The 12,806-nt window shown below is 65.1% G+C and carries 11 protein-coding genes; 3 read left to right on the top strand and 8 right to left on the bottom strand.

The window, feature by feature from the left end:
* Window positions 1-28: 28 nt before the first annotated feature.
* On the top strand, window positions 29-1,513 hold the full coding sequence (locus AC1RDS_RS13065; protein WP_092696772.1) for a DEAD/DEAH box helicase: 1,485 nt from the start codon (window positions 29-31) through the stop codon (window positions 1,511-1,513).
* Window positions 1,514-1,622: 109 nt separating this feature from the next.
* Here the strand turns inward: AC1RDS_RS13065 and AC1RDS_RS13060 are convergent, their stop codons facing one another.
* The 8 genes from AC1RDS_RS13060 to AC1RDS_RS13025 all read right to left on the bottom strand — a co-directional run bounded on the left by AC1RDS_RS13060 (window position 1,623) and on the right by AC1RDS_RS13025 (window position 10,946).
* Complete coding sequence (locus tag AC1RDS_RS13060; RefSeq protein ID WP_287878121.1) at window positions 1,623-2,279, bottom strand: nitrous oxide reductase accessory protein NosL; 657 nt, start codon at window positions 2,277-2,279, stop codon at window positions 1,623-1,625.
* 49 nt (window positions 2,280-2,328) lie between these two features.
* On the bottom strand, window positions 2,329-2,922 hold the full coding sequence (locus AC1RDS_RS13055) for a nitrous oxide reductase accessory protein NosL (protein ID WP_092696771.1): 594 nt from the start codon (window positions 2,920-2,922) through the stop codon (window positions 2,329-2,331).
* Window positions 2,919-3,734, bottom strand: a complete 816-nt coding sequence (locus AC1RDS_RS13050; RefSeq protein WP_092696770.1) for an ABC transporter permease — start codon at window positions 3,732-3,734, stop codon at window positions 2,919-2,921. Before AC1RDS_RS13050 ends, AC1RDS_RS13055 begins: the two co-directional genes overlap by 4 nt.
* Window positions 3,735-3,764: 30 nt before the next feature.
* The gene (locus AC1RDS_RS13045) at window positions 3,765-4,706 is read right to left on the bottom strand and encodes an ABC transporter ATP-binding protein (protein WP_092696769.1); all 942 of its coding nucleotides are present in this window, start codon (window positions 4,704-4,706) and stop codon (window positions 3,765-3,767) included.
* Complete coding sequence (locus tag AC1RDS_RS13040; protein WP_287878125.1) at window positions 4,681-5,949, bottom strand: nitrous oxide reductase family maturation protein NosD; 1,269 nt, start codon at window positions 5,947-5,949, stop codon at window positions 4,681-4,683. Before AC1RDS_RS13040 ends, AC1RDS_RS13045 begins: the two co-directional genes overlap by 26 nt.
* Entirely contained in the window at window positions 5,946-8,567 is a 2,622-nt protein-coding gene (locus AC1RDS_RS13035) for a 4Fe-4S binding protein (RefSeq protein WP_492227084.1), read from the bottom strand. Before AC1RDS_RS13035 ends, AC1RDS_RS13040 begins: the two co-directional genes overlap by 4 nt.
* Window positions 8,568-8,685: 118 nt before the next feature.
* Window positions 8,686-10,623: a TAT-dependent nitrous-oxide reductase gene (gene nosZ, locus AC1RDS_RS13030; protein ID WP_287878129.1), complete on the bottom strand. Its 1,938-nt coding sequence runs from the start codon at window positions 10,621-10,623 to the stop codon at window positions 8,686-8,688.
* 11 nt (window positions 10,624-10,634) lie between these two features.
* Window positions 10,635-10,946: a DUF2946 family protein gene (locus tag AC1RDS_RS13025; protein WP_492227096.1), complete on the bottom strand. Its 312-nt coding sequence runs from the start codon at window positions 10,944-10,946 to the stop codon at window positions 10,635-10,637.
* 383 nt (window positions 10,947-11,329) lie between these two features.
* On the opposite strand from AC1RDS_RS13025, the gene AC1RDS_RS13020 reads away from it, so the two are divergent.
* Window positions 11,330-11,746, top strand: a complete 417-nt coding sequence (locus tag AC1RDS_RS13020) for a c-type cytochrome (protein ID WP_092696765.1) — start codon at window positions 11,330-11,332, stop codon at window positions 11,744-11,746.
* A 63-nt stretch (window positions 11,747-11,809) separates the two neighbouring features.
* Window positions 11,810-12,799, top strand: coding sequence for an FAD:protein FMN transferase (locus AC1RDS_RS13015; RefSeq protein ID WP_492227083.1), 990 nt, complete (start codon window positions 11,810-11,812; stop codon window positions 12,797-12,799).
* Window positions 12,800-12,806 lie beyond the last annotated feature (7 nt).

Here is a 12,806-nt window from a genome sequence, read left to right as displayed (position 1 = left end):
GGCCACCGGTGCGACAATAGCGGGCTAAATGACAAGTTCTTTTTCCAATCTATCGCTGGCCGAGCCGCTGGCGCGCGCCGTGGCCGAAATGGGCTACGAGTCCATGACGCCCATCCAGGCGCAGGCCATTCCGGTGGTGCTCACCGGCCAGGACGTGATGGGTGCCGCCCAGACCGGTACCGGCAAGACGGCGGCGTTCTCGCTGCCCCTGCTGCAGCGCCTGCTCAAGCACGAGAGCAGTTCCACCTCTCCCGCCCGCCACCCGGTGCGCGCCCTGGTGCTGCTGCCCACGCGCGAACTGGCCGACCAGGTGGCCCAGCAGATTGCGCTGTATGCCAAATACACCAAGCTGCGCAGCACCGTGGTGTTTGGTGGCATGGACATGAAGCCCCAGACCATCGAGCTGAAAAAGGGCGTCGAGGTGCTGGTGGCCACGCCGGGTCGCCTGCTCGACCACATCGAGGCCAAGAACGCGGTGCTCAACCAGGTCGAGTACGTGGTGCTCGACGAGGCCGACCGCATGCTGGACATCGGCTTCCTGCCCGACCTGCAGCGCATCCTGAGCTACCTGCCCAAGCAGCGCACCACGCTGCTGTTCAGCGCCACCTTCTCGCCCGAGATCAAGCGCCTGGCCGGCAGCTACCTGCAAAACCCCATCACCATCGAGGTGGCCCGCCCCAACGAAACGGCCTCCACGGTGGAGCAGCGCTTTTACAGCGCCACTGACGACGACAAGCGCCGCGCCATCCACCAGGTGCTCAAGACGCGTGGCATCAAGCAGGCGTTCATCTTCGTGAACAGCAAGCTTGGCTGCGCACGCCTGGCCCGCAGCCTGGAGCGCGAAGGCCTCAAGACCGCCGCCCTGCACGGTGACAAGAGCCAGGACGAGCGCCTGAAGGCCCTCGAAGCCTTCAAGAGCGGCGAGGTCGATCTGCTGGTGTGTACCGACGTGGCGGCGCGCGGCCTGGACATCAAGGATGTGCCGGCGGTGTTCAACTTCGATGTGCCGTTCAACGCCGAAGACTATGTGCACCGCATCGGCCGCACGGGCCGTGCGGGCGCATCGGGTCTGGCGGTCACCCTGGTGTCGGGCAGCGATGCCCGCCTGGTGGCCGACATCGAGAAGCTGCTCAAGACCAAGCTCGATATCGAGGCCCTCGAATACGACGAAGACCGGCCCAAGGGCCGCATCAATGATGGCCGCCGCGCCTGGCGTGAAGCGGGCGAAACGGGCGATCCGCGCGACGGGATTCCCCCGCCAACGCTGCGCGAGCGCAGTGAGCGCCGCGGACCTCGTGAGCCGCGTGAAAGCTACCGCGGCTTTCGTCCAGCGGTGGCCCCGCGCGATCCGTTTTTCGAGAAACCGTACGAGGCGAGCAGTGCCACCGCAGCACCCGCCTGGGAGGCCGCAGCCAAATCACCCACACGCAGCAGCGTGTCGGCCAACATCAAGCCCAAGCGCAAGGTGGCGGCGCTGTTCAAAGCCGTTCAGCCGGAAACCTCCGACCAGTAATCCCCTGGCCGGGCCGCGTTGCAGGCGTGGGATGCACCGCGAACCGGCTTGGCCGTTTTGAAGCGAATAGGCCAGTGGCGCTTGCGCAGCAAGCGTTGCACGCTATCAATTACTTTGCCAACGGTGGTGGGTGCGCACTGTGGGCCAGACTGCGCCCGGGTGCCAGCCGCTCCAGCACGGCGCCATCGACATTTCCAAAGGCGATCACACGCCCGCCCCGCTGGCCGGCAAAGCGCCGCGCCGCCTCGGCCGAGGCGAATGCGGACAGGTTGCCCGCGCGCATGGGCCCCCGGGCGGAGGAGCCGTCCACATACGTTGCTGTGTTGGCGGCAATCCAGGCGCCCGTCTCCGTGTCGGTGACATAGCGGGCCACCAGGTCCTGCGCCGTGCGCCCCGGGCTGTATTGCCCCACGTTGGCCAGGTACTGGAACAGGCTCAGTGGGGAATCAAAAAAATGCGCATCCCCATTGGCGAAGATGGCCTGGGCCGCCCATTGGGCCGATCGTGCCGGGTACATACCGCACACCGGGCAGCGTGCATCCGGAGGGATGGCTCGGGGCGCGTCCAGCGGCAGGCCGGAGGTGGGGTCGAAGGGCGTGGGCGGTGCCACCACGCAGACATCGTCGGGCAGCGGCTGTCCGGTTGCAACCGGAGCTGCATCCGGTGGAGAGAGCTTCCAGGCAGCTGCTGCCACCAGTGCGCCCATGCCTGCCAACCCGGCCAACAGGGCCTGGCGGCGTGTGGGAGGCTGTTGCAGCGCGTGCATGGGCCTAGAACCTGTTCAAGATCTTTTCGAAAAGATTTTGAACAGGTTCCTACATGCGGGTGTCGTGCTGCGCACCGCCGCTCAGGTCCACCATGTCGGCCGTGACCTCGGCAAAACGCAGCACCTTGCCACCATATTCGGCCGCGAATTTCTGGGCGTCGGCCTCCAGGGCAAAGCTGCCGATGGTGGGCCCCATCGAGCCATGGCGCTTGCCGCCCACCACGTAAACAGCGGTTTTGGCGTCGATCCAGTGGCCCTGGGGCGCATTCCAGTCGGCCTGGCCCATGTCCTGTACATACACCGCCTGCACGGTACGCACCTGCTCGCCCGCCAGCAAGGTGCTGAAGAGTTCGACGGTGTCGCAGAAGAAAGAGGGTTTTTCCTGTCCCGCAAAGCGCACCTGGGCCTTGGGGCCCGGGTAGTCGGCCAGCAGCATGCCGTCGAGCTCGCAGCTGGTGGACCGATCGATCTCCACCGGAGCCAGGGCCTGTGCGGTGCTGGACGGGTCCTTGCAGCCGGAGAGGGCGCCCAGGCCCAGCGCACCCAGCGATGCCAGGGCGACCCAGCCGAGCAGTTGGCGCCGCACGCCATCGGCGGTGCCGGCACCGGCGTGGCGGCGGCAGGAGCACAGATAAGTGGTCATGGTTTGAATCTCCAGCTTGCCAGGCCCAGTGGCACCACGATCCAGCCGAGCATCACGGTCCCCATGAGCCAGGGCTTGGCCAATGCTTCGGGGACGATGGTGGTCAGGCCGTACAGGGTGCGCACGTCTTCCAGCGAGAACACGTTGAGGATGCGGAACACGTCAGCGGGGTTGAGCAGCAACAGATAGGCCAGGGTCGCGCCGCCATAGGCGCCGCCGGTGGCCACCAGGGCGCCCAGCAGCAGCAGATCGAACACCAGCACAAAGAAGAACCAGGTGGCGATGGCCAGGCCCGAGGCCCGCGTGCGCTCGCGCGCCAGCACCGACAGCAGCACGGCCATGCTCAGGAATGCCAGGCCCAGCAGCACCGAGCTGAGCATGAAGCCGCCATAGTGGAACATGCCCGCCCAGCTGAACTGCCGGTACAGCAGCACGGCCACCAGCCCGAAGCCCGCCAGGGTGGAGAGTGTGAGCGCTGCGGCCAGGCCCAGGTACTTGCCCAGCAGCAGCTCCAGCCGCGTGATGGGCAGCGACAGCAGCAGGTCGAGCGAGCCGCGCTCGCGCTCGCCCACGATGGCGTCAAAGCCCAGCAGCAGCGCAATCAGCGGGATCAGGTAGATCACCAGGCTGACCAGGCTGGCAATGGTGAATTCGATGGAGCGAAAACCCACCGTGCCCTGCTGTGCACCGCCAAAGTAGGCGATGGCCAGCGAGAACACGGTGAACACGAGGGCCACCGCCAGCACCCAGCGGTTGCGCATGCGGTCGCGAAACTCTTTCGCGGCGATGGTGAAGATCTGTGTCAGTTCCATGGGGGAGTCTTGAGTCGGTGCGGTGCCCGGTCAGCCGGAGAAACCGAAGAAAACGTCTTCGAGCGAGGGCTCATGGATGTGCAGGTCCCGCACGCGTGCGCCAAATGGCGCCAGCGCACCCAGCACGGCCATCTTGGCGTCGCGCGGGCAACCCAGGTCCAACCCGACGGGGGAGGGGGTCGTGGTAATGCCGGGCAGTTGCGCCAGGGCCTGGGCCACGGGCGCGCGGTCGGCCTCTGCCAGCGTCAGCGCAAAGGTCAGCGGCATCTGCGTCTGCTCGCGCAGGGCCTGCACGCTGCCCAGCGCCTGCAGCTTGCCCGTGGCCAGAATGGCCAGCCGGTCCACGCGTTCCTGCAGCTCGGCGAGGATGTGCGAGGTGATGATGATGGTCACGCCCTCGGTCTGCAGTTTGCGCAGCGTGGCATAAAAATCGCGGATGGCCTGCGGGTCCAGGCCGTTGGTGGGCTCGTCGAGCAGCAATACGCGCGGGGTGCCGAGCAGTGCCTGGGCAAACCCCAGGCGCTGGCGCATGCCCTTGGAGTATTCGCGCACGGCCCGGTGTGCGGCCTGTGCCAGGCCCACGCGGTCCAGCAGCACCGGGCATTGCTGCAGCGGCGCGCCCTTGAGCCGGGCGAAGAAATGCAGCGTCTCCAGGCCGCTCAGGTTGTCATACAGCACCACGTTTTCCGGCAGGTAACCCAGGTGGCGGCGTGCGGCGCGAAAGCCGCGTCCGTGCACCGAGGCGCCGCTCACGAGGATTTCGCCCCGGGTGGCGGGCACCAGGCCCAGGATCATCTTGAACAGCGTGCTCTTGCCGGCGCCGTTGTGGCCGATCAGGCCAAAAATCTCGCCGCGCTCCACGCGCAGGTCGATGCCGTCCACGGCGTGCAGCGCACCGTAGTGCTTGTGGGCACCGCGCACTTCGATCGCCGGAAGGTCGGAGGGGTCAGCGTTGTGAGGGTTGCGTGTCACGCCAGTGGTTCCGTTGGGGGTGGTTGGGCTGCATGCGGGGTTTGGGGTCCACCACGGTGGGCACGCGCAGCACGGGGAATTGCTGGCCCACCAGGCGCAGGGCCTGCACGGCGGGGCTGGCCAGCAGCAGCTTGATGGTGGGATGGCGCCAGGTCAGGCGGTCCACCATGTCATTGGCTTCGTAGGGCACGTCGCCCACGCCGTTGCCGTCGCGGTCCCAGCCCAGGTAGTTGCTCCAGTAGTTGCCGCGTTGCGTGCCCCAGCGCTCATCGCGGGCACCCACGTAGCGGACCTGCTCGCGATTGCCGACGAAGTCGTTGCCCTCCACCGCATTGCGGGTGGAGCCCGCCGACAGGTGCACGCCCACGGCATTGCCTGTCACCAGGTTGTCCTTGAGCTGGATGTATTCGACGTCGTAGATGAAGAAGCCACGGCCGTTGTCCGCCACGACATTGTTTTCGATCACCGAGTCCTGCATGGTGCGCAGCATGATTCCATGGTCCGAGTTGCCCCAGGCGCGGTTGTTGCGCACCACCTGGTCGCGCACCTCCATCAGCGCCAGGCCGCCCCGGTTCAGGTAGGTATCGTTGTCTTCCCACAGGTTGTAGTAGGAGTTCATGTAGTGCGTGCCGTAGCGGCTGTGGTGCAGCTTGTTGCCCCGGAAGATGGCGTGGTGCGACACATCGATGTAGAGGGCATCGCGCACGAAGCTGATCTGGTTGTTCTCGATGCGTGCGCCCTTGGTGTTGTACAGCTGCACGCCATTGCCGCGCTGCGACGAGTTGACATCGCGCAGCCCCGTGATGGTGTTGGACAGCACCTGCACGTCGTTGGACTTCTCGATCCACAGGCCGAACAGGTTGTAGGTGAGATCGCAGTGGCGCACCACGGCACGGTGCGCGCCGGGATAGATGTAGATGCCGGCGTTCTGGTCCTTGAGGTTGGTGCCCGAGTCGCGCACGATGAGACCCTCGATCACCACGTCGGGGGCGGTGACGCGGATGGTGTCGCCCTGGGCGCCCCCGCTGATGGTGGGCCGGTCCAGGCCGCGCAGGGTCAGGGGTTTGTCGATCCGCAGGTTGGCGCGGTACAGGCCGCGCGCCACCTCGATCACGTCACCCGGCTGTGCCTTGGCCACCGTGGCGGCCAGGTCGTCGCCGGGGCGCACGCTCAGGGTGGCGGCCTGGCAGGCCCCGGCGATGAGCAGTGCCAGGGCCAGGCTTAAATGGGTCAATATCTTCATGCGATGAGCCAGCCCAGGGCCTTGAGCACCAGGAACAGCGCAGCGCCAATCATCAGGTTCTTGAATCCCACGTAGCTCATCATATCCATCACACCGGCGACGCGGTATTGGTCACGCCACCAGGGGCCGTCTTTCACGTAGCGGCGGCCGGACAGGCGGATCAGCACCTCGTAGACGCTCCAGCCAAACCACCAGCCGATGATGGCACCCGAGGACAGATGGCCCAGCGCCCCCTGCACCCAGGCGAAGGTGGCGGCAATGGCCAGCGCCAGACCGGCGACCTGCAGCGCGCGCTGGCTGTTCCAGCCCTCGCGGCTCCAGGGCCACAGGTGGTCGCGCAGCTCCAGCCACAGCCAGGCGATCAGGCCCACATCCCGCTTGTGCGCAGGCAGGGTGCGGTCGGTAGGCATGCGCGGATCGACGCCGTCCCTGGCCTTGGGGGATATCTGGTCTTGCACCGTGGCCGGGTGGATCGGGATGAAGTAGCCGTTGGCGCCAATGGGCGTGATCTCCAGGCCGTCTTTTTCACGGCGCTTGCGCTCCTTGGCCAGGGGCGGGCAGCCCTTGGTGTCGGTGTACAAAATCATGCAATCGAGGCAGTGCAGGCACTCGCGGTGGTCGATGCGGCCGTCGGCATCAATGGCCTGTGCGCCGCAGCCCACGGCGCAGGCCTTGCAGCTGTTGCAGTCCTGCTTGCGCTTGAGGCCAAACCAGCGGAAGGTGCTGGGCATGGCCAGCGATGCCCCCAGCGGGCAGATGTATTTGCAGTACGGCCGCTCGATGAAGAGGGACACGCCCAGGATGGCGGCCACGAACAGGCCGTAGGGCCAGGCGCGGTTCATCACGCCGACCAGGAAGGTGGTCTTGAAGGGTTCGACCTCGGACAGTTTTTCGGCCAGGCCCATGGAGAACATGGACACGGTCAGCAGGAAGAAGAAAACGGCGTACTTGATCCACTTCAGGCGGTCATGCCACTTCTGCGGCAGCTGGGTCTGGAAGCGCTTGAGGCCCAGCGCCCGGGCGATCTTGTAGACGGCTTCCTGCAGCGAGCCGAACGGGCACATCCAGCCGCAGAACAGGCCGCGGCCAAACAGGAACGCCGTGACGATGATGAAGATCCAGAACAGGAAGATGAACGGGTCGGACAGGAACAGCGACCAGGTCCACTGGAACAGCAGCGAGTGGAACCAGGTCAGCACCTGCGTGATGGAGGGCTGGGCCATGTAGCCAAAGCCCACCCAGAAGATGCTGATGGCCCAGAACGTGTACTTGAAGCCGTTGACCGGCCACTTGTTCTTGTGCGTTGACAGGCGCGTGAGCTTTTCGCGCAATGCATAAACCACCGTGACGGCCACCAGCAGCAGGATGAACAGGGAAATGGGCAGCGCCTGTGACTTCCAGATGCGCACCCAGGGAGCCGCCGGTTCCTCGACCTTGGGGCGACCGCCTTCCAGGCTGCTGGCGGGCAGCCAGTACTTGGACTCGAACACCGCAAAGCTGCGGTGGCCCGTGGCGCGATCCACCCGGTTGCCCAGGAAGGCCAGCTTCCAGGGGTAGGCGGCAGAGAACGAATGCGAGCGGATGATGAAGATGGCCGATTCGGAATAGCGCGGCGCGCCCTCTGCCTCCAGGCCGTAGAGGTTGTACGAGTCCAGGTCACGGAAGGTGAAGGAATCCGCCCCCTGCTTGACCTGCACGCGATCGTAGATGCCGCCGCGCACGAAGCCCGAGCCCTTGAAGGATTCCTGGCCACCCGTCTTGAGGATGAACAGCGCGTTCTCGCCCTCCTTCAGGCGCGAGCGCAGGTTGTCAAAGCCGCGGTCACCCAGCAGGCTGCGGGCCATGTCGGGGTGGTTCAGGTCGCCAAACCACAGTTCGATGAAGGGCTCGGGGCCGCGCGGCAGGCCCACCTGCTCGGGTTTGACGAGCAACTGCTGCACCGCGCCCATTTTCACGAGCTGCGCCCAGTCGTACTTCTGGCCGGTGATGACAAAGTGTGCGGGCTCGCGCACCGTGGGTGCAATGATGCCGGTCTGGCGCGCTACGGCAGAGCCCGCGGCCATGACCACCTGGTTTTGCGCCACCACGGTGACGGTGGCGCCCGAGATGGCGTCCAGGCCGATCACGTTCTCGTCGGGGCGCGAGGGGCCGACCTCGATGGTGTCGATGACCGACTTGCCGATGTACTGGTTGTTGAAGTTGATGAGGGCCGATTCGGGAATGCCCAGCAGCAGGATGGGCTCCGAATGCTTGAGCACTTTCACGCCGACGAAATGGCCCTGGGTGTCCATGCCGATCAGAGTGACCACCGGCTTGCCCGAATACGCGGGGGTGTCGGTGATGTCGGTGGACAGCATCACATAGCCCAGCAGTTTTTTCTGGGCTGAGTCGTTGTCGTAGGCCTCGACGTAGGGCGGCTGGCCCTTGCGGTCGGAAAAATGCGTGGCACCCGGAAAGACCTCGGTACAAGGCAGCAGCGAGCACATGGCGGGCGTGCTCGCCAGGTTGGCAGGCAGCTCCGCCTCGTAGGCGCTGGCATGGGCGCGCGGCGCCAGCAGGGCCAGCGCCATGAACACTGCAAGACAGAAGGCCGCGAACCGTGGACCGAGGGAAGGCATAAATACTATCCAAACAATAGCAGGTACCGATGGTTGTACCTGCGTTACAGGCCTATCTGGTTAAAAACCCCTGGGTGGCGCCCATGCCACGGGCATGGCCACACAGGGGTGTTTTTCCTCAGGCCTCGACGATCATGCGCGTGCGCATCTCCAGGTGCAGCGCATGGCAGAACGTGGAGCAGTAGGCCCAGAACACGCCGGGCTTGTCGGCAATGAAGGTTACCGACTTGGTCTCCAGCGGGTTGATCACGAACTGGATGTTGTACTTGGGCACAGCGAAGCCGTGCGTCAGGTCTTCGATCTTGTCGAGATTGGTCAGGATCAGCGTGACTTCATCGCCCTTCTTCACCGTGAATTCACGCAGGCTGAAGGCAGGCGCCTGGGAGGTGAGCTTCACCGTGACCTTCTTGCCGTTGCGGAAGACGCCCGATTCCTTGGTGTCTTTGACGGCCAGGGGGAACTCGTTCAGGTCATACACCTGCTTGGGCTTGACGATGTCGCGCTTGAAGATGATGAAGTCGTGGGGCTCGCCGCGCACGGGGTGGTCGGCCATCAGCACCATCTTGTCGCCTGAGATGTCGACCAGCTGCTCGTTCTCGGGGTGGAAGGGACCCACCGGCAGGAAACGGTCCTTGGAAAACTTGCAGCCCACGGCGAGGTACTTGCCATCGGCGGCGACGGTCTCGGAGTGCGTGGCGTTGATGTGGCCAGGCTGGTAGTGCACGTCCAGGCGGTCCACCACGTACTTGGCGTTCTTGTCGCCCGCGTGGAACTTGATGGCCGCTTCCACGTTCCACTTGACCACCTGGCTGTCCAGGAACAGCGTGGTGTAGGCATTGCCGCGGCCGTCGAAGGCGGTGTGCAGCGGGCCCAGGCCGATTTCGACCTCGGCGACGATGGCGCCGTCGACTTTTTCCATCTTGCCGTCGAACCAGTCCAGTACCTTCGCCAATTCGATCACGGTGGCCGTGGGCGACAGCTTGCCGGCGCAGATGAAGTACTTCTGATCGGGGCTGGCGTTCACGCCGTGGGGGTTCTTGGGAACGCTCACATAGGCGGTGAGGGCCGTCTTCGGGTCCTTGTTGGCCTCGCGTGTGCCATCCACCACCGGCACCTTGGACGAGCCGACGGTCTTGAACTTGCCGGCCTTCACGGCCTCTTCGATGCGTGCGATGTTGAAGAACAGGCAGGCATCGCGCTCGGCCGACATCATGTCTTCGTAGTGCACGCCGTTTTCGACGTTGTACTGGTTGGTGGCTGCCAGCTTGCCATCATAGGACGTGGCGGTCAGGTCGCAGTTGCCGTCGATCAGCACCTGCCAGCGCATTTCCATGGTCTCGGCATCCACGCAGCTGAACATCGAGCGGTACTTCTCGGGGGCGTTCACATCCTTGCCGTCGTTGGGCAGGGGAATGGCGAATTCAGCGCCGCAGAACACACGCGTGGTGTAGTTGATGGCCGGATCAACCGGGTCGCGCTTGTCGGGGAAGATGCCGTGGAAGCCCTGCACGTTGGGCAGCTCGGTGATCTTGTCGCAGATGAAGTAATCGAGGCGGATGCGCGCGATGCGGCTGTTGATCTTGTCGTTGACCCAGGCGTAGCGGCCGTCGTAGTTGCCGTCCTTGTAGGAACCATGCAGGTGGTGGGTGTCGGCCACCGTGTAGCGCAGGCTGCCATCGGGTTTGGTGCCCATGACGGCCTTGGATTCATTGGTGATGCCCCAGCCCACCAGCGCATCGGGCACGAAGCAGGGGATGCGCAGAAGCTCGCGGCCGGAAGGCAGGCCCAGCACGCGAACGTCGCCGTTGTGACCGCCGCTCCACAGGCCGTAGTAGGTATCGAGTTCACCGGGTTTGAGGTGCGTTGCATTCGCTCCACCGGACGAGGCTGCAGCAGGTGCCGCGACAGGGCCCGATGCAGCTGCTGCGGGCGCATTGGCTGGCTTGTCGTTGCAAGCTGCCACGCCGACCGTCAGACCGGCCAGTGCCGCGGTATTGATGAAACGACGACGGCCCATGCCGACGGTTTCTGGATTCACTTCTCTCTTATCGCTCATGGTTCACCTCTTTAGGATTGGCTCAGAAAAAACGGGGGGGCCCGCGCCGGTGGCGGCGCTGCCGTGGCGGCAGGAGCGCGGGCAAAAGGAGGGGAAACAGGCTGGGCGGCTGCCGCAGGAGTTGCGGGCGGCAGCGCAAGCACGGTGTTGGGAGGTGCCCCGCCCACAAGGCACAGGGGGCAATGCAGTGCGTCAGCTGCGGTTTGCTCGACAGCGCCGTCGTCGGTGTGGATGATGACCTTCGGGGCTCCGGAAGCGGAGCAGACGGTATCCATCAGCCGGGGCTGGACCATGGGCGCTGCAGTGGCCACGCCGAGCGACATCAGAAACCACGCCAAGACCCACCAACGGGATCGGATCAAGGCTGGATGAAAAGTGCACATGGAGGCCGAATATAGATTCATTCAAAATGAATCAAATTGATCTATGTCACATGATGACAACCGAAAGAGCAGCTGCTGTCAAGCCTTCGGGTCTATATTACGCATATTGCATGAACCATTGCATCCTTCTTATGATGCCTGCCAGGCACACCGTTTCCGTGGGTGTGAATGAGGATCGGGTGCCTTGGAAAGTGTGAGCGAACCAAGCCGTTGGTCTGCGGGCCAAGGCGGCGCTTTGGTACCTCGGTATGCAGGGCGCACCACAGCCCGTGCAGAACCTTCCCGCTTCTTCTTTTATTGACCTTCAGAACAGGAACAACCCCATGCAAAAACTATCTGGCCTGCTCGCCATCGCGGCAATCTCTTTGGCGCTCGGTGCCTGCGGCGACAAGAAATCGACGGAAGCGGCTGCGCCGGCTCCCGCACCCGCCCCGGCTGCTGCTCCTGCGCCGGCTCCCGCCGCAGCGCCCGCACCGGTGGCCGAGAACACGGTCGGCAAGAGCGTGTTTGGAAAAACCTGTGCCTTGTGCCATGCCGCAGGCGTGGCAGGTGCTCCCAAGCCCGGCGACAAGGCCGACTGGGGTCCGCGCATTGCCCAGGGCAAGGACACGCTGTACAAGCACGCGATCGAGGGCTTCACGGGTGCCAAGGGCATGATGCCTGCGCGCGGCGGCGGCTCCACCCTGACCGACGACGAAGTGAAGGCCGCTGTGGACTACATGGCCGATCAGTCCATCTGACCGCGACGCGCCATGACATCCGCTGAATCGACGGTGTTCAGCCCGACCAGGCGCCGGATGGCCATGGCACTGCCCTTGCTGGGGTGTGTGTCGTGGGCTTCGGCGGCCCCGGTTTTCGGGGCGCCGCAACGGGGATCGCGGGCCCTCATGGGCACGCAGGTCGATATCGTGGCCGACGGTGGCGAAGCGCCCGTGCTGCGCCATGCCATCGACCTGGCATATGCCGAGATGGAGCGGCTGCAGGCGCTTTTCAGCCGCTACCGGCCTGACAGCGTAGTCAGCCGCATCAGCCGTGCTGCAGGCATCCAGCCCGTCGCGGTTCCGAGCGAAGTGATGGGCGTGCTGAAAACGGCGCAGCAGATGTTCCGGCTCAGCGGCGGCGCCTTTGACATCACGGTGGGCTCCCTCAAGGGCTGGAACTTTGAAGAAGGCCACCAGACGGTGCCTGCGGCGGGTGTGGTGGCCCGACAACGGCAACTGGTGGACGCGCGCCGCCTGGTGCTGGACGAGTCAGCGGGCACGGCCTATCTGGCCCGGCAAGGCATGGCCCTGGACCTCGGGGGCATTGCCAAGCTGCCCATCCTCGACGCCGGCATGCGGGTGTTGCGCCAGCAGGGCGTGGGCAATGCGCTCATCAACGGTGGTGGCGATGTCCTGGTGATGGGGCAGTTGCAGGGGCGGCCATGGCGCGTAGGCCTGCGTGATCCGCGCGCACCCGAGCGCCTGCTGGGGGCGCTTTCTGTGCAGGGGCCGGCGGTGGTGGCATCGTCCGGTGACTACGAGCGCTATTTCTTCGCGGCCGGCAAGCGGGTGCACCATATTCTGGATCCCCGCACGGGATACCCTACCGTCGGTGTGCATGGTGTCAGCCTGCTGGCGCGCGATGTGGCGCAAGTCAATGGACTGGGCGCTGCCCTGATGGTGCAGGGCGCGCAGGCCGGGCAGGCACTGGTAGCGCGCCAGCCGGGGGTGGAGGCGCTGATGGTCGCGGGCGATGGCAGCGCGTGGTATTCCGCGGGCATGGCGGCCGCACTGGCGCGTGGAGCTGCCTGAGGGCGAT

The organism is Acidovorax sp. GW823-FHT02H02 (genome assembly GCF_058797075.1).
The sequence above is the reverse complement of the archived record's forward strand: the minus strand, read 5'-3'. Positions and strand labels throughout refer to the sequence as shown.